16 protein-coding genes are annotated in these 17,823 nt (G+C 45.0%); 6 read left to right on the forward strand and 10 right to left on the reverse strand.

Annotated features, from left to right (window positions below; all coding sequences use genetic code 11):
* The first annotated feature begins 279 nt into the window (after positions 1–279).
* Positions 280–1,806 (forward strand): NB-ARC domain-containing protein, encoded by a 1,527-nt coding sequence (locus QUB12_RS27590; protein ID WP_333309299.1) that lies wholly within the window; start codon positions 280–282, stop codon positions 1,804–1,806.
* Positions 1,807–1,822: 16 nt separating this feature from the next.
* Here the strand turns inward: QUB12_RS27590 and QUB12_RS27595 are convergent, their stop codons facing one another.
* Together QUB12_RS27595 and glpK are read right to left on the reverse strand one after the other, a co-directional pair.
* Positions 1,823–2,194, reverse strand: a complete 372-nt coding sequence (locus QUB12_RS27595) for a c-type cytochrome (protein WP_333309301.1) — start codon at positions 2,192–2,194, stop codon at positions 1,823–1,825.
* A gap of 77 nt (positions 2,195–2,271) precedes the next feature.
* On the reverse strand, positions 2,272–3,759 hold the full coding sequence (gene glpK, locus QUB12_RS27600; protein WP_333309303.1) for a glycerol kinase GlpK: 1,488 nt from the start codon (positions 3,757–3,759) through the stop codon (positions 2,272–2,274).
* A gap of 100 nt (positions 3,760–3,859) precedes the next feature.
* Between glpK and QUB12_RS27605 the strand changes: the two genes are divergently transcribed.
* Positions 3,860–4,444 carry an endonuclease dU gene (locus QUB12_RS27605; protein WP_333309305.1) on the forward strand — a complete coding sequence of 195 codons (585 nt, stop codon included), beginning with the start codon at positions 3,860–3,862 and terminating at the stop codon, positions 4,442–4,444.
* Positions 4,445–4,723: 279 nt separating this feature from the next.
* Here QUB12_RS27605 and QUB12_RS27610 read toward each other — a convergent pair whose 3' ends face one another.
* Positions 4,724–5,941: a hypothetical protein gene (locus QUB12_RS27610; RefSeq protein ID WP_333309307.1), complete on the reverse strand. Its 1,218-nt coding sequence runs from the start codon at positions 5,939–5,941 to the stop codon at positions 4,724–4,726.
* A 1,056-nt stretch (positions 5,942–6,997) separates the two neighbouring features.
* Here QUB12_RS27610 and apcA point away from each other — a divergent pair.
* From apcA to QUB12_RS27625, 3 genes are all read left to right on the forward strand, one after another.
* A complete protein-coding gene (gene apcA / locus QUB12_RS27615) occupies positions 6,998–7,483 on the forward strand; it encodes an allophycocyanin subunit alpha (RefSeq protein ID WP_333036136.1) in 486 nt (161 codons plus the stop codon).
* 176 nt (positions 7,484–7,659) lie between these two features.
* Positions 7,660–8,145, forward strand: coding sequence for an allophycocyanin subunit beta (apcB, locus tag QUB12_RS27620; RefSeq protein ID WP_006634930.1), 486 nt, complete (start codon positions 7,660–7,662; stop codon positions 8,143–8,145).
* 340 nt (positions 8,146–8,485) lie between these two features.
* Positions 8,486–8,689, forward strand: coding sequence for a phycobilisome linker polypeptide (locus tag QUB12_RS27625; protein WP_006634929.1), 204 nt, complete (start codon positions 8,486–8,488; stop codon positions 8,687–8,689).
* 236 nt (positions 8,690–8,925) lie between these two features.
* Here QUB12_RS27625 and QUB12_RS27630 read toward each other — a convergent pair whose 3' ends face one another.
* Positions 8,926–9,348 (reverse strand): EamA family transporter, encoded by a 423-nt coding sequence (locus QUB12_RS27630; RefSeq protein ID WP_333309309.1) that lies wholly within the window; start codon positions 9,346–9,348, stop codon positions 8,926–8,928.
* Positions 9,349–9,384: 36 nt separating this feature from the next.
* Here QUB12_RS27630 and QUB12_RS27635 point away from each other — a divergent pair, with 36 nt between their 5' ends.
* Positions 9,385–10,605, forward strand: a complete 1,221-nt coding sequence (locus QUB12_RS27635) for an FtsW/RodA/SpoVE family cell cycle protein (RefSeq protein WP_333145169.1) — start codon at positions 9,385–9,387, stop codon at positions 10,603–10,605.
* A gap of 571 nt (positions 10,606–11,176) precedes the next feature.
* Here the strand turns inward: QUB12_RS27635 and QUB12_RS27640 are convergent.
* The 6 genes from QUB12_RS27640 to QUB12_RS27665 all read right to left on the reverse strand — a co-directional run.
* Complete coding sequence (locus tag QUB12_RS27640; RefSeq protein WP_333145167.1) at positions 11,177–11,830, reverse strand: Crp/Fnr family transcriptional regulator; 654 nt, start codon at positions 11,828–11,830, stop codon at positions 11,177–11,179.
* Positions 11,831–12,041: 211 nt separating this feature from the next.
* On the reverse strand, positions 12,042–12,185 hold the full coding sequence (locus tag QUB12_RS27645) for a hypothetical protein (RefSeq protein WP_333145166.1): 144 nt from the start codon (positions 12,183–12,185) through the stop codon (positions 12,042–12,044).
* Complete coding sequence (locus QUB12_RS27650) at positions 12,167–13,912, reverse strand: sulfotransferase (protein ID WP_333145165.1); 1,746 nt, start codon at positions 13,910–13,912, stop codon at positions 12,167–12,169. Before QUB12_RS27650 ends, QUB12_RS27645 begins: the two co-directional genes overlap by 19 nt.
* 103 nt (positions 13,913–14,015) lie before the next feature.
* Positions 14,016–14,786 carry a glycosyltransferase gene (locus QUB12_RS27655; protein WP_333145164.1) on the reverse strand — a complete coding sequence of 257 codons (771 nt, stop codon included), beginning with the start codon at positions 14,784–14,786 and terminating at the stop codon, positions 14,016–14,018.
* A gap of 185 nt (positions 14,787–14,971) precedes the next feature.
* Complete coding sequence (locus QUB12_RS27660) at positions 14,972–16,801, reverse strand: WD40 domain-containing protein (protein ID WP_333145163.1); 1,830 nt, start codon at positions 16,799–16,801, stop codon at positions 14,972–14,974.
* A 123-nt stretch (positions 16,802–16,924) separates the two neighbouring features.
* Positions 16,925–17,823: RHS repeat-associated core domain-containing protein (locus QUB12_RS27665; RefSeq protein ID WP_333309311.1), on the reverse strand; the 899-nt coding region annotated here is incomplete at its 5' end.

The following is a 17,823-nucleotide window of genomic DNA, read 5'->3' on the forward strand; positions in this document are numbered from 1 at the left end:
TGCCAGGAGTCGGATCGCTTCATTATTCAGTTGACAGTTGACAGTTGACCTGGGACAGCGACCTCTACCTGGAAGAGGATTGGAGTAATGAATAGTCTGCTTTTAATTTCTCCCGATCGGGGTTCCGGCTTTAAACCCATTCTTTCTGGTAAGTCTTGTAATATTTAAAAGGTTGTACCTAAATTTTCCTCACACACCCGTAAAAATAGGCAGAAAGTTAGACCCTTAAGCTGGTAAAATTATCAATAATTATGACTGTGCTTCTGCTTGTGAGTATAAATGACCTACCAAAATAAACCTTTACAAATACCAGCACAAAAGTTTATAGAGGCTGCGGCTTGCTGGAATCTCGAACAGTTATATGCAGACTTGACAGCGGCCAAGCAAGATTACACTTGCAGTAGAAAGCAGCGACTCACTCCTTTAGAAAAAACTTACCTGCGAGGATTGCTTTGCAATTACAGTCCGGTGGAAATCGCCGCCGCACTCCACCGCGAATGTGCCGGTATTAGAGTAGACTTATCGAGAGGGCTGTATCGCTACATTCAAGTTTTGACGCTGCAACAACCGAAAGACTGGAAAGAAATCCCAAGTATGCTAGAAATACGTGGTTATCAACAAAAGAGTAATGGAGAAACATTGCTTCCTACATTGAGAAATTATACTCAAACTCCCCAAACTCCCATCGAAAATCGAACTGAATGGGGGCTGGCGGTGGATACGTCTATTTTCTACGGGCGCACAACAGAACTTGCTAACTTAGAACAATGGATTTTACAGGAAGACTGCCGCTTAGTTGCTGTATTGGGTATGGGTGGCATTGGCAAAACTGCTTTAACATCTAAGCTAACAAATCTGATTAAACACCAGTTTGAGTGCTTAATTTGGGTTAACCTCCGTCATGCACCTGTGTTGGCAGATACTCTGGTAAATTTAATCGAATTTTTATCTGATAAACCGCAAAGCGATTTAGATAAATTGCAGTTAATTACTCAGGATAAAAATTTTTTTCAATCTGCGAGATCGCAGATTGAGTTTTCCCTGGAGAACCTAATCGCTTCCACAAATGCAATAGAACCGACAATCATCGCTGATGGTATCCAGCGCCTGATTCAGTGTTTACAAAAGCGTCGATCTTTGATAATCTTAGATGAGTGGGAAGCTGTTTTCTGCACTGAGGAGTTAACAGGAAATTATCGAGAAGGGTATGAAGCATATGGGGAATTTCTGAAACAAGTAGGAAAATCGCAGCATCAAAGTTGCTTGCTGTTGACTAGCTGCGAAAAACCTAAAGAAATTGCGGCGTTAGAAGGTCAAAATCAATCTGTACGGTCATTGAAATTGGGTAGTTTGGGAGAAGCTGCTGTGGAAATCCTTAAAAACAAGGGTTTGTCTGAAGAAGGTGAATACTCACAATTGATAGAGGCATACAGCGGCAATCCTTTAGCGTTAAAAATAGTAACGACCACTATTCATGATATGTTTGGGGACAGCATTGCTAAGTTTTTAAGAAATGGGCTGTTTCTGGGAGATTATAGCGATACGTTATCTCGGCAGTTTAATCGCTTATCAGGATTAGAAATCCAGCTATTACACTGCATGGCGAAAGAAGTCAAGCCTGTTGGTTGTGAAAAATTGTACTCCGATATTCAGCAAGATGGGGATTCAGAATTGCTGAAGGCGCTGGAATCGCTTTTAAGGCGATCGCTAATTGAAACAGTCCAAGCCGAAAGTGAAACTCTGTTCGCGCTTCAACCTGCGGTAAAGAAATATGTGATGTCTGTGGCCAGATTGCCTAAGCTATAAATAATCTACCGAGGTTCTATTTCCAATCGGTTTCCGCTTGAGATAGCACGTAAGCTGAAACATCGATAATTTGTTGTTCCGACAAACGATCTTTGTAAGCGGGCATAATACCTTTGCCGTTGGTTACTAAGTTGGAAATGTTGGCGATGGAATCCATGCCGTATTTTTTTAATGCTTTTTGTTTCAAGTTTTTGCCGCGCCTGATAATGTTGCCGCCGTTGATGTGACAACCTGCACAGTTGGCGCTGAAGACTTCTGCTGCGGTTGTGGGATTTGTAGCTGTATCTGCGAGGGCGATTTGGGAATTAGTGGCGATTTCTACAAATCCCAGTGTCAGTATCAATAGAAAGGCGGTGAGAATTTTTTTAAAGTTCTTTAGCGAAATCATTTTGTATTTGCCATTTGAAAAATAGTGCTGAATTTAATAATATCACTAAGTACGCATTTTGGGGTTAACTCAGCGATTTATTCTTCCCAATCGAATGTGCGGGAAACTGCTTTTTTCCAAAAGCGATATTTTTGTTCGCGAAGTGCGATCGGCATTTTCGGTTCCCAAGTACAATCCACCGCCCAATTGTCCCGCAATTCGGCTAGCTGACTCCAAAAACCCACCGCCAAACCGGCCGCATAAGCCACACCGAGTGCAGTAGTTTCTGCTACCACAGGCCGCATCACAGGCACTCCCAAAACATCGCTCTGAAACTGCATCAGCGTGTGATTTCCCACCATACCTCCGTCTACTTTTAAAGACAAAAGCTGCACACCAGAATCCTGATTCATCGCCTCCAATACTTCTCGCGTTTGCCACGCTGTAGCTTCCAATACTGCGCGGGCAATGTGTGCCTTAGTCACGTAGCGAGTTAAACCTGCAATTACTCCCCGCGCGCTGTCTTTCCAATAGGGTGCGTAGAGTCCAGAAAAGGCCGGGACAACGTAAACTCCGCCGCTATCTTCGACTGTATTTGCTAATGTTTCTACTTCCGCAGATGTGTTGATGATGCCCAAATTGTCCCGCAGCCACTGCACTAAAGCTCCGGCGAGCGCAATACTGCCTTCCAAAGCATACACAGCGGGCGATTCTCCCATCTTGTAGGCGACTGTTGTTAGTAACCCGTTTTTTGAAGGGACGATCGCCTCACCAGTATTCAGCAGCATAAAACAGCCCGTACCGTAAGTATTTTTCGCCTCCCCCGGACTGAAACAAGTTTGCCCGACGAGGGCGGCTTGCTGATCGCCCAAAGCAGCAGCAATCGGAACCCCTGCAAGCAATCCTTTTGCAGTTCCAAAAACTTGACTCGAAGGGCGAATTTCTGGTAGCATCTGGCGGGGAATTGCCATTATTTCCAAAGTTTCCGCATCCCAATCCAGGGTTTGCAAATCCATCAGCATCGTGCGGCTGGCGTTGGTAACATCGGTAATGTGCGCGCCGCCAGTCAGGTGCCAAATCAGAAAAGTATCGACATTGCCAAAAATCGCATCCCCTCGATTTGCAGCTTCCCGCAATCCTGGAATATTGTCCAGCATCCACTTAATTTTCGGCCCGCTGAAATAAGTTGTCAGCGGCAAACCGCATCGTTTTTGAAATCGATCTTTGCCCTCAACTTCAGCTAATTGCTCGCAAATAAAGCGAGTGCGGGTATCTTGCCAAACAATGGCATTACCGTAAGGTTTGCCAGTTTTTTTGTCCCAAATAATTGTAGTTTCGCGCTGGTTGGTAATACCGAGTGCAGCAATATCTTTCGGGTCGATATTGCCGATTTCGAGGGCATTTTTAATCACGCTTTGGGTGCGCTGCCAAATTTCATCGGGATTGTGCTCAACCCATCCTGCTTGGGGATAGATTTGCTGGTGTTCTTGTTGGTTGCTACAAATTCTCTGTCCCTGGCGATCGAATACGATAAATCTGGTGCTGGTGGTTCCTTGGTCGATCGCTGCTACGTATTTTTTGGTCACTTGTCTAAAATATTTTTAGTAATGAGGTCTTTAAGGGATATGATACTATATCTAGAAGTCAAATTAATGTCAAAAACTTTAGCTTACGGAATTCCCCAAGTTGAAACTGGCAGATTTGCTGAGGCTCGATCGCACAATTAAGGTTATTGGCTTTGACGACGCTCCGTTTTCTCGGACAAGCGGCAGTCTGGTGTCGATCGCGGGCATAGTCTGCGGGGGAACGCGATTTGAAGGAATGGTGTGGGGACAAGTTTTGCCAGACGGATTAGATGCCACGGATGCTATTTCTGGGCTACTCCTCGGAGGCAAATTTCTGCCGCAATTGCATCTGGTTTTGCTAGACGGAATTGCTTTCGGCGGCTTCAATATTATTGACCTTCCTGAGTTAGCATCGCGGCTGCAAATTCCTTGCGTTGCTGTCATGCGCCGCCAACCAGATTTAGCTGCTGTTGAAAAAGCCCTCCGCCATTTACCCGACTCGGAATACCGTTTAGAATTGTTGCGCCGCGCTGGTAAAATTCACGCTTTTGAACCTTTCTTTTTTCAAGTGTGCGGCGAACAACCCGAAGTAATAGCGAGGGTGCTCCAGCGTTTGACAGACACTGGTAAAGTTCCTGAAGCTTTGCGTTTGGCTCATTTGATTGGTGCGGCGGTAATTAATGGAGTTAGTGGCAGTTCTGCTTGAATTGTTGTTAAGAACGGGCAAGATGCCCGTTCCACAAAGAGTAAATTTTTTTGTGCGGTGGGCCGGATATCCTGTTAAGAACGGGCAAGATGCCCGTTCCACAAAGAGGGAATTTTCTTGTGGGGAGTAGGGGTTGGGCCGGAGCTCCCGTTAAGAACGGGCAAGATGCCCGTTCCACAAAGAGGGAATTTTCTTGTGGGGAGTAGGGGTTGGGCATCCTGTCCGCCCAGGAAAGGCTGATTGTAAATGATGTTATTCGATGAGTTTGTACCTACTTACTTACACAATCTCGCCGTCAATTTCACCGAATTCGATTTGAGTTCCCAACGCTAAAGTTAGGGTACTTTCAGGTTCTACCATTTTGATATCGCCTTGAATGTCTGTAACCCACCAAGCGCGATCGGACAAATTGGTCAATCCTAACGAAAGCTCGTTTCTCGATCGAGAAGTCACTATAGCTACAAGACCGTTAGATGCTGCGGCTGTTAAACTCGGTATGTCAGAGGTGAATAGTTGAGTTCCCGCAGTCAGAGGAATAACTCGACTTCCTAATTTCAGGGAAAATTGACCGCTGGTAAAAGAATTTACTGCGGGCTGATCTGATATAAAGGTAGGCGGAAGATTTGTCGGTGTTGGGGCTGGCAAGTCAGAGTTTCCTACTGTAATTGTACAGTTGCCAATTTTCTTTTGGTCGCCCGATCGCAAATAACTCACGGCCCCGCTATCAACATTCTCGCAAACAATTTGACCTGCTTCCAATTCAAACCGCATAGCCAAGGGCGAAACATTAGGAATGCAGATAATAGACAAATTTTCATCACTGCCAAAAGTGATCGGTTCCGAGCCCAGAGTCAGAGTGCGATTGGCTCCGGTATCGTAACTAATTACCAGCCAAGCTTTGTTGAACAAAGTTTCGGCTACAACTAGCATGATGCCAATCCAAAAACCGATCGCAGCACAGCCAGCTAAACGGCCGGCGGTACCGGATAAATTGTAAGCAAACAGAATAAACAAACAGCCGCCCAACACGCCCCCAACACCGCCGCCTCCCATGCCGCGAAGCGCTCCCAAATTAGGAATCCGCTGTGCCAGTCCAAGTCCTAACAAACTGCCAGCTATTCCCCAGCAAATGACTCGCAATAATTCGTTGTTTCCGTCGCCAATGCCGCTGTAAATACCTTCGGCGATCGCCCCAGAAATGGCTCCTGCAATTAAACCAAACAATCCGCCATTTTTTAAAGCCTGTTTAATTTGAGGCTTGCCTTTGATATAGAAATAATAGCCGAACATGATAGCCGTAGCAATACCACCGCCTACGAGCCCAAACCACCGAGCTGTGGACAATACACTGTCAAAAAAAGCACTGTCAAAAAAAGATTCCGAACCAGGGAGTCGCTGCATGAAAGGTTCGGTGATTAGATTGCCGACGAAACCGCCGACTGCACCGCTAATGCCAAACTGTAAAGCTTTTTTAAGGGCTGATAGATTTCTTTTCACGGCGCACCAGATTTAAAGTGAGAGTCAAATCTAGCTACAAGCTCGAAAGTTATGATTTCCGATAATTTTATATCTGGCATCGCGATCGAGAACAGGCAAGATGCCTGTTCCACAAACACAAAGAGTGAGTGTTCTTGCGGGGAGTAGGGGTTGGGTAGGAAACATTGGTGTCAACTTAAGCTTTTAGTCCGCCAGTCCTCCCGCTCACCCGGCAGTCCGCCAGGGAATGAATTCCCTGTCTAATAGCGAAAGTCCTCTAAAAGAGGACTGAATCATTCATTAGTCCTCGGAAGCGAGGACTTTCGCTTTGAGGCAGGGGTTTCAACCCCTGACGGACTATCGGTTTTACCTTAAGTTGACACGCCTTGGGCAAGAGATCCCGCCCGTCCAAGACTGATTGAGAATGGTGCAAGATGTGAGACGATCGCACATCTCCCCCTGTCTCCCCGCTGTCTCCCCCCATCTCCCGCTTCCCTCCCTCTCAGGGCCAAGCCTTTGAACCTCGCGCCCTCGCCCGTCACAATTCCCGCTCAAGGCTCTATCGCCTGTAACCATTGCTGCAAGATAATTTTAGCAATTTTTTAACTGGGAAATTTTAACTTTTCCGACCCAAGCGAGGGCCCAAATATGAAAAGGAATGTTACAAACTATTACAGTAACACTCAGAATGTGAACATAATGCCTCAAAATACTTGCGAGAGGTAGTTGCGTCCGAGGAGCAATATCCTTACTAACTGTCCGACAGTCACTCGATCGCCACTAAGTGGCCTGCTGCAATCTTTATCATAAATTAAAGATCGCATCAGTCATTTATGGTATTGTAAGCGACAGGCTTAGTGCGGGCACTCACAAGCGCACCGGCGTGAAGAACCAGCGCCGTCAAACACTGAAGGCAGCCGCCCCCCAACAACTTCAACAGTTGCTGGCTGTGGAAAGTCCGACCTTCGGAGTCAAAGCTCCTGCCTGAGCATGAAAGGTAAGGGATGCAAGCGCCCGCCGTCGCTAGCTCAGCGCGGAGCAGTTCATATAGCAAAATATCCAGCGGGTACACACAAGATGAGTATCGTCACCAAATCAATCGTCAACGCAGACGCCGAAGCTCGCTACTTGAGCCCAGGTGAATTAGATCGGATCAAAAGCTTCGTCACCTCTGGTGAACGCCGCGTCCGCATCGCCCAAATTTTGAGCGAATCCCGCGAACGCATCGTCAAACAAGCAGGCGACCAACTTTTCCAAAAGCGCCCTGATATTGTTTCTCCCGGCGGCAACGCTTACGGCGAAGAAATGACCGCAACTTGCTTGCGCGACATGGACTACTACCTGCGTTTGATTACCTACGGAATCGTAGCTGGCGACATTACTCCGATCGAAGAAATCGGTATTGTCGGCGTCCGCGAAATGTACAAATCTCTCGGCACCCCGATTGAAGCCGTCGCCGAAGGCGTTCGCGCTATGAAAAATGCAGCAAGTTCGCTGCTGTCTGGAGAAGATGCTTCCGAAGCTTCCTCTTACTTCGACTACGTTATCGGTGCGATGCAGTAAGGAATTTCGATTTTAGGTTTTCGATTTTAGATTGAAAAATTGGGGGTTGCCGGCAACAAGTTAAAAGCTTTTGCAAATAACCAGCCAGTTAAAAATCTCAAATCCCAAATCCCAAATTCCAAATTCTAGCTCCAAAATTGGACTGACTCAGCCACTTTCTAGGAAACAAGACAACCATGCAAGACGCAATTACCGCCGTTATCAATTCCTCTGACGTTCAAGGTAAGTACCTCGACATCAGCGCTCTAGACAAGCTCAAGAACTACTTTGCTTCTGGCGAACTGCGCGTCCGCGCCGCTACCGCCATCAGCGCTAATGCAGCCACAATCGTCAAAGAAGCAGTTGCTAAGTCTCTGTTGTACTCTGATGTAACTCGTCCCGGCGGCAATATGTACACCACTCGTCGTTATGCAGCTTGCATCCGCGACTTGGACTACTACCTGCGCTATGCCACCTACGCTATGTTGGCTGGCGACCCTTCCATCCTCGATGAGCGCGTGCTCAACGGTTTGAAAGAAACCTACAACTCCTTGGGCGTGCCCATCGGTTCTACCGTACAAGCAATCCAAGCAATGAAAGAAGTCACCGCCGGTTTGGTCGGTTCTGACGCTGGTAAAGAAATGGGCGTCTATTTCGACTACATCTGCTCTGGCTTGAGCTAAGACTCAGGAAGAAGGAAGAAGGAAGAAGGAAGTTCGGCAACGGATTCTGTAACGGATGTAACGGATGTAACGGATGTAACAGATTTCAGTCCGATGGAAGTCGGAAGAAGGAAGAAGATTTATTTCTTGCCTCTTTTAACTTTTTACTTTTTACTTTGGACTTTTTACCTTTGACTTTGAAAAGAGGTCAGGGAAGTTGAGAGTGATTGCTAGACCGTCAAAGGCTTGTCGAGAAAGCCCGACGAGTTTTAACGAGCTAGTTTTGACTCCTAACTCCCTGCCTTCAATCTTTAAAAAATCCATCTAATAATCTGTAAACCTACTCAGGAGTTAGTTTCCCATGAGAATGTTTAAGGTGACTGCTTGCGTCCCAAGTCAAACTCGCATCCGCACTCAGCGCGAATTGCAAAATACCTATTTTACTAAGCTCGTTCCTTACGACAACTGGTTCCGGGAACAGCAAAGAATTATGAAAATGGGCGGCAGAATTATTAAAGTGCAACTGGCTACCGGTAAGCCCGGAGCTAATACAGGTTTACTTTAAGAGCCGAAGCTGGATTAGTAGAGGGGTAAGAGGTCGCGATGACCTCTTTTTTGTTGTTATATAGCAATCCTCGCATCATTTGCATAATTATTGTAGGGGCAATCCCCCGTGGTTGCCCGATAGATAGGGGGTAGGCACTCTTAGCACTACCCCTACAAATTTATCTGAATCATTTAGGATTCCTCTAGTAGAAGGAAGAATGTCCAGCGTTGTTAATCTCATCATTGACAAATATTTCAATAAGAAGACAGTATAACTGCGATTATCGCTAACAAAACAGCAAGCATTTGTGGTAACGTAATAGCCTCTTTCAAGAATAAAGACGATAATAATATAGTAATCAGCGGGTAGATAGACGTAACACTCACTACATTGGCAACTTCACCTTTGCCAAGGGCTATAAAAAATACTAATGAGGCCACAGTGCCACAAACGCCAACTAACATGGCAAACAAAATTCCCCTAACATCTCCCTCAAAACTAAAATTATTAGTTTTGATAATAATAAATAAAGTAGTTAAGATAGCGCCAATTGCTTCATAAACAAAAGCTGTTTTGTAGTCAATATATTTAGTCGCTAAATTGCCAAAAAATCCCCACAAACCATATAATAGCGAACAGATTAATGCGTAAATTAACCAATCTGGTGCTTTAGCCATCTTTGTTAGAGTTTATTGAGAGCATTCTAAAATCCTATGGCTAATGACATTCGACGCTTGATTCCCTTTTTTGACCCCAGCGCGTCTCAATGGGCCGCTGAGGCCAGGTGGCTGCGCTGGCTGACTTTCCTGTGGCTGTTTGTCGGGCTGACAGCATTGTTTTCGGCTTCCTATCCCATTGCAAATTATGAATTTGGAGACGGCCTTTATTATTTTAAACGACAGCTAATCGCAGTGGCGATCGGGCTGGCAGGTTTTAACTTGATGGTATACTCCCCCCTGCGGTACCTGCTCAAAACAGCTCAGTTAGGCGTTTTATTGCTGCTGGGATTGCTCTGGTTGACCTTGGTTCCGGGGGTGGGAACCACAATCAACGGGGCGACTCGTTGGATATCTCTGGGCCCGGTTCCGATTATTCAACCTTCTGAATTGATCAAGCCGTTTTTTGTTCTCCAAAGCGCCCGCATTTTCGGCAACTGGTCCCGGTTGACGAATAAAGTTCGCTTAACTTGGCTGTTAATTTTCGGTGCAATGCTTTTGGGAATTTTGTTGCAGCCGAATTTAAGTACCACGGCTTTGTGCGGGATGACTTTGTGGTTGGTGGCTTTGGCTGCGGGCTTGCCTTACTTGCAGTTGGGCGCAACGGCTATGGGGGGAATGCTTTTAGCGGTTTTAAGTATTAGTTTGAGGGAATATCAGCGCCGCCGGATTATGTCTTTTCTCAATCCTTGGGCTGACCCGATGCAAGACGGCTATCAGTTGATTCAAAGTCTGCTGGCTGTCGGTTCAGGGGGCATTTGGGGTGTGGGTTTGGGGATGTCGCAGCAAAAGTTATTTTATTTGCCGATTCAGTACAGCGATTTTATTTTTGCTGTGTTTGCTGAGGAGTTTGGTTTGGTGGGAGGTTTCTCGCTGTTGCTGATGTTGGCGGCTTACTCTACTGTGGCTTTGAGGGTGGCGACGCGGGCCCGGAATATTGAGAGTCAGTTGGTGGCGATTGGGGTGATGGTGGTGATGGTGGGACAGTCGCTGCTGAATATTGGGGTGGCGACGGGGGTTTTGCCGACTACGGGTTTGCCGCTGCCGTTTTTTAGTTACGGGGGTTCTTCGATGTTGGCAAGTTTGTTGTTGTCAGGGTTGCTGATTCGGGTGGCTAGAGAGAGTTCTGAGGCTGATGTGGTTTCTTTGGATGGACGCAGAGGGAAGCCGGAAAAGCCGAATTTGCGATCGAACAACGGCAATACACAAACTGAATAATTTGTCAATAGTAAACACACCCGATTAACTTCCAGGATCTGCCTGCGAGCCAATACCCAGAGGAAGAGCCTCGATTCTTGCGGGGGCAAATTGGAGGCGGAGCCTCCGGATCTGCGTTACCAGGCAGATCCTGGTAACGAGTAATAGCTGATAAAAACTAACGATCGACTATTTCCGCCCGTCTCTTGCTGGGGCAAATTGGAGGCGGAGCCTCCGGATCTGCGTTACCAGGCAGATCCTGGTAACGAGTAATAGCTGATAAAAACTAACGATCGACTATTTCCGCCCGTCACCCTTATTTGGCGGTTCTTCTTGTTGTTCTTGAGGTTTAGCTGTGATCTGAGTTAATTCTTTTTTGTCTGGTTGCGGTGTTTCTTGAGTTGAGTTAGCCATTGAGTTTAGTCCTAAAGAGATGCACCGCTTAATTATATCTTTTCCAACTGCAAACGTATGGCTGTAGATAGGGAGAGGAAGAGCCAGACAAACAATTCTGATACACTGAGATTTGATAACTAATACTGGAAGACTTTATGTAGATGCAAAAAAGTGTAGATGCAAATTGCTGTCGGTTCTACACTGCTTGAGGGTTGCAGCCAAACAAATCCGACGTGGACGCAAAAACACCTTTGTTAAGAATTAAATGCCGAGATCCATCTCGACTGATTAACCCTTGCTGCTGCAATTTTCCCAGCATTCGAGTTACTGTTACCCGCGTCGTGCAAATTGCATTAGCAATATCTTGATGGGTCAAGCGGATATTCAAACGAGTTCCCTCAACCACAGGCTGACCGAATTCCTGTTGCAATAATAGCAGTAGCTGATACAAACGGTCATCTACTCGTCGCTGTCCGGCGATCGCCAAAATTGCTTCCATTTGCCGCAGCCGCCGTACCATTTGAGGCAGCAACTCGTGAGACAATTGAGGAGAAGCTTCGATTTCCACCATAGAATACCACATCAAATAAATATCTGATGTCGCCGTAGCTCGGTAAGTCTGCAAGCTTGTCAACCACAAACCGAAGCACATCGAAGGCCCAACCCAACCCAAAAGTCCTTCTTCTCCGGTTGGATAAAGCGTACTCAGTTGTGCTAGACCTTGACAGACTCGCCAAAGGCCATGCGACATCATAGGAATGGTTTCGCCCTTGGCATAAAAATGCAAGTTTCGAGTCGCTCCTGTGTTATGCTGGATTTCTACTAAAAGTGCTTTGGAAGTTAGTGGCATATCTCTTTTTTCCAGCTAAAAAACAGTGGTTTGAGACCTATGGATGTCACTCTAGCTCACGAAGGTAAAGGCTTGGTAATCGTCTGGTTAGCGGAAAGATAAGCTTTGGTTAATTGTTTTAACTTTGTATATTCACCAATCCGCAATTTTTGCGAGCGAACAGGATTTACGCACGCTTCTACCTAATTATGTCATTCACAAGTGTTGCCCTTCACTCCGTCGTGCCGCGTAAACTCGGAATCTCAAATCCTTGCAACACCGTTACAATGCGTCCAGGACTATCGAACTCGGAACAGCAGAGCGATCGCCCTGAACGATCGCCCATCAACTTGCCTGTTAAAATAATGAAGTACATTTATATCCAAGCTTTTCCAAGTTTTTCCAATTCATCAACTCAATAGTTTCCAACTCTGAAAAACTCAACTCATCTTGCCAAGCATTAATTCCCTTTACCCCAACCGGCTCTAAAGTATTTGGATGCCACACCATTTGGCTAGGCGGAACTAAACCTAACGCAGCATTTTGTTGATAAAATTCCAGCATTGACTCCTGAAAATCTACCCCGATCCACTTGCAAATTTTTGCTAACTGTGCGGACGGTTCCCTTACCAAATCTTCGTAAGAAACTAAATAAAATTGCTCCCATTTTTGATGGTATTTTTCGATGAGTTTAACAACTTGATTCCACTGGTGAGTCAGTCCCCCTATCGTTTTTATCCCCGGCCACACTTCCCCCCTTTCTTGCTCTTTTGCTACTAATTTTTTGATAGAACTGTAACAAGCCCGAAAATCTCGCACAATCAAAATCACCTTAACACCCGGAAAATATCTCCTGATTTTTCCTAATTGATAAATGTGAAAAGGATTTTTGTCTCCCCAAATCGAAGCTGTCGGGTCAAACTGCTGGCGGTAAGTTCGATAAACTGTAGAAACTGCTTGAGCGTAACTCAATTGCTTGTTATTTGTCAAGCTATCTAATAAAAGCTGTGGGTCAACATTCCACTCCCCAAACCTGTGAAAATTGTTGTTGTAAAGGTCATTTAAAAAATCTTCGATTTGAGGCAGCAAGTCTTTGGTCGCACCGTATTTTGACTCTAGGGCCACAAAGAACAGACTTTCAGGGGGAATGCAGATATCTGGATGTGCTGTTAGCATTAAACGCAGGAGAGTTGTCCCCGAACGTTCGGCTCCTATTACAAAAATCGGACTTGATACGGTCGATTTGTTGCTGGGTGAATTAGCGTTCGCGCCCAAAAAAATGCTTGACTGGCTGTTGGGTGAATTAGCATCCGCGGTCGAAAACTTGCTCCTATCTATTTTATCCTTAACTTGCTTCGGTCGCAAGCGAAATTGACCGACAAGTTCTACTCCCAACTCCAATTTGTCAGCAAGTCCGCGACGTTGAAGCGCCTGTTCGACAGCGGTGCGGCATAATATTATTTGCTCGGCCCGATGCTGGCGAGAAACGGTTTGCTGGTGGATGCGGTAATAATAAAGCGGTTTGTTGATTTTTCTAATTTCTGTAACTTCACTCAGCCGCAGGCACAATTCGTAATCGACAGCACTGGCAAATTTTGGGTCAACACCGCCACAATTATTGTAAGCCGAACGGCGGATTAAGCGAAAGTGAAAAACGATGGGATCTACTAACAGTTGCTCTGGCGAATAGGGGATTTTGCAGAGAGGGCCTTCGCCGCCAACGCAGTCGTTTTCGTCGATGAGTAAATAGTTGGTATAAACAACTCCTACTTGAGGATTTGCATCTAAAATAGGAACTGTTTCTGCTAGTGCTTTGGGGGCGAGCAAATCGTCGCTATCCACGCAGCCAAAGTAAGGAAATGCGGCTTCTCTAATGGCGGCCATTAGGGAATAGCCGGAGCCTCGGTGTTCGGCGGCGAGGACTTTGATTCTGGGGTCAAGTTTGGCGTAGTTGCGGGCTATGTTGAGAGAGTTGTCTGTGGAACCGTCGTCCCAAATTATGAGTTCAAAGTTAGGGTAAGTTTGGGAGAGAACGCTTTCTATGGCAGCTTTGAGATAACGTTCTCGGTTGTAGACAGTCATGACAATGGAGATGGGAGTCATACAAGCGATTTTAGATTTTAGATTTGGGATTTTGGATTGAAGAATTGATGATAAGGGCGATGCACGTTGCACTTTATACTAACTAAAGATAACTTAGTCCTGCTTAACCTATTTCTTTGGGCTGGCGTTTGTACAGAAAAAATCGACTGACGATATCTACTTCTAATTCAAATCTTTCGCTCAATCCGCGTCTTTGAAGCGCTTGTGCAATAGCTGACTGAGATTCAAGAATTTGGTCTAGTTGCTGTTGAACTGTATGCAGCGAATGTTGCCGGTAGTAGTAAAGGGGTTTCTTGAGGTGGTAAAATTGAGCGATTTCTGAGATTCGCAAGCAAAAGTCGTAATCTTCAGCGCGGTTAAATTCGGAGTTGATGCCACCTATGCGATCGTATAAGTGGTGGCGAAATAAGCGAAAGTGGAAGGTCATAAAGTCTACTAACAGCCTATCTGGAGAGTAGGGTATTTGGCTGCGGTGTCCTAGTCCTTTTACTTGAGTTTTTTCATTAATCATTAGATAGTCCGTGTAGACTACTCCGATTTCTGGTTGTGCGTCTAATACGGCTGCGGTTTCTTCGAGGGCGGTGGGTGCGAGCAAGTCGTCGCTGTCTACCCAGCCAGTGTATGTTCCTTTGCACATTGTGTGAGCCGCTTTGAGGGCTATTCCTCGGCCTTGGTGGGGGGCGGCGATTACTTGAATTCGGGTGTCTTGCTGTGCGTATTTGCGGGCGATAGTGAGACTGGAGTCTGTGGAACCGTCGTCCCAAATTATCAGTTCAAAGTTGGGGTAGGTTTGGGCGAGAACGCTTTCTATGGCGGCGCTGAGGTATTGTTCTCGGTTGTAGGTGGTGGTAATGATGGAGATTGAGGAGGTCATTGGGAATTTCAAGCAGTTGGAGAGCGATCGAGCTTTCGGTAAACAGTTTTGATGTTTTTATGCAGAAGTTTTAATCTAGGTTTTATCGTTAAATAAATGTTAGCACTTGTTGAGATAAATTGACTTTAAGCATTTTTTTGAGAGGGATCTGGGGCGAGCGCATTTTCACTTAATATTACTTTCCATCACTCAATCTTAATAGGCGGTGGAACCCCCCAAAGTTTGACAGTAGTGTCTTTACTTCCACTAGCAAGTGTTTGCCCGTCGGGACTAAAAACAACACAATAAACACAGCCCTTATGATCGATTTGACCACCACTACTAAAATAAGTAATCCCTGTTACTTTCTCTAAATCCCACAAACCTATTAGATAATTAGTATCGCCACCCCCGCCTGCCAAAGTTGTCCAATCTGGACTAATTGTAGCCGATACAATTTCTACCTCGGTTGACATAGTGCGGATAAGTTTCCCAGTTGCGGGATGCCAAAATTTGATACTTTTGTCTTGTTCGTGAACGCTAGCAAGCATTTGTCCTGAAGGATGAAAACGCACGGCAAAGACTAGACCGCAGTTAGCCTCTAAAGTGCGAATTTCTGTTCCAGAGTCCAAATCCCATAACTTAATATAAGTATCAGCGCTAGCACTAGCTAAGGTTTTCTCATCAGGGCTAATAGCAACACTTAAGACAGTATGACTGTGACCGCTAAGAGTATGTATCACCTGATAAGTATTGAGATCCCAAACTATAATAGTGTTGTCGGCCGCACCGCTAGCTAAGCGTGTACCGTCTGGACTAATCGCAAGGCAAAGTACGGAACAAGTATGACCTGTTAGGGTGCGGATAACTTGACTCGTGCTCAGATTCCAAATTTTAATGGTAGTGTCAGCACTACCACTGAGCAAGGTTTTTCCATCTGGACTTGCGATTAATGAAACCACTGCATCTGTATGTTCTGTAAGAGTGCAAATTCCTTGCCCAGTATTCAAGTTCCAGATTTTGATAGTGCCATCGGCTCCGCCACTAGCTAGGGTTTGTCCATCAGGAGTAAAAGTAATAGAATAAACTGAATCTGAGTGACCTCTAAATGTTTCTATATAACGAAATAAAGCATAGCGATTGTTATTTTGAATGGCTTTTAGTAGGATTTGTCGATCTTCTTCCTCACGCTCCCGTTCTCGATCGCGATTGAAATAATTCCAAGTATACTCTGAAGGTAAATGCAAATGTGTAAAGTCTTCAATCAATCTCTCTTTCCACATAAATAAAGTATGTTCAGAAGGTTCTGAACTTTCTCTCAATTCGTCTAAGTCATAACTTTTCATGAATTCGTCTTCGTCTGAGTCCGAACTTTCTCTAAATACAAATTCGTATGGTTCGCATAAAAAATTAGGCTCTTCTTGAATATTTGCAGATGATAGTATATCTTTTTCTTCGTCGATAGTCGAGAAACAAGTAAAGGTATGGACTAGACAGGAAGGGTCTGGACAAATAGATATGGGTAAAATTTCATAAGATTTTGTTCCCAGGCAAAAATCACACACGAATTCAAAAAAATCACGACCTATACGGTAAATTTCTCCATCAAACTCAGGGCACTTCAGCCAGTAAATATCGCAACTATAGTCAGACTCACTATAAGTTCTAAGATCGAAAATAGCTATGCGTGCCGCGCAATCCTCCCCAAACACAAAAGCCCCTTTAAGTAAATCTGCTATTGATTCTAAAGTCATATCTTTTTCAAGTTCTTCTAAGGAATACAACTGATGATATGTAATTTCATAGTGAATAGTTTCCAGCGAAAATTGATGAAAACAATGAGAGTATATAGGACTGTAGATGTTAATCATGTTACCCAATGTTCCGCTGCCAAAAATTTGAGAGAAAATCTTATAATCTTTGGGTAACTTAATATTATTTTTTGTTTCAAATTCCAGCATCTCTTGTTCACTTAAGCACTCTCCTCGCTCATCAAATACTTCTAGATGTGCCAGTAACGATCGCCATTTTTGCATAATGCCCTCAAAATCTTGCTTGAAATTAACTTGTTAATTTGAACTCGGTGAGAGAATTGGCTCATAGGGGGGTACTTAGTTTGCTGCCAAGTGAAAACTCAAATTTACCCTAAGAATTTAACTCTATAACCCGTGTCTTTCCAGTGGAAGTGTTAACCTATGAGCAGGAGGAAGAAACTCGGCTGGATTTGGGATATTGCGTAGAGTCAAGCTAGCTTCCGATGGAAAAAATGTTGCCCTTGCGGTTAATGAAGTAGGTCTAATTCTAGGAGTAGTACGTTGCTCATATTTCAGGGAGACTTGATAAAAAAGAGTCACTTCCGTTAAGCATTTATTGCGCTTCATTTGTGTGAGCGTTGTATCTACCAGTAATTCAAATTGATACCAGGGACTATTGGAGTTGGAGTTTACCCATCCGTTCTGGGCAAACACGTTATTCAATGCACCCGTGCCGCCCAATAAAGCTGATACAATATGTCCTTGATGATCTGTCGGCAAAATACCAAGTACGCTTTGGCGATTTTTTCGATTTGCATCTGTCCCTGTCCTACTTCCAGAATGTTCTATAACAGCGATGGTCTCATCACTGGTTATGGATACATTAGACGGGTTTTTGTCAACATCTTTTTTAACATCCTGGATATTGTTGGTGTTTTTAGTTGCACTGCCGACATTATAACTGATCCGTCGAAGCTGATCTATTACTTTCCCCGAATGACCAAGGGGATCAGTTGAATCAACAGGACTATTTTTCACATACCGATAAAGATTAGCATCCCCACCACCAAACCCAACAGAATCCTCCCCAATAAACCGTCCTATCTCCGGATTATAATACCGACTCCGATAATAATACAACCCAGTTTCAGCATCCAACTCCCGCCCCGTAAACCCATACCGACTACCAAACGCAGAATTCGACTGAGAAACAACCCCACCAAACGAATCATACCTCACATGATTCGCCACACTCCCACTATTATCCACAAAATCCTTAACCGTCCCCAACTGGTCAGTCAAAG

Source organism: Microcoleus sp. B7-D4 (genome assembly GCF_036705125.1).
Classification (GTDB): domain Bacteria; phylum Cyanobacteriota; class Cyanobacteriia; order Cyanobacteriales; family Microcoleaceae; genus Microcoleus.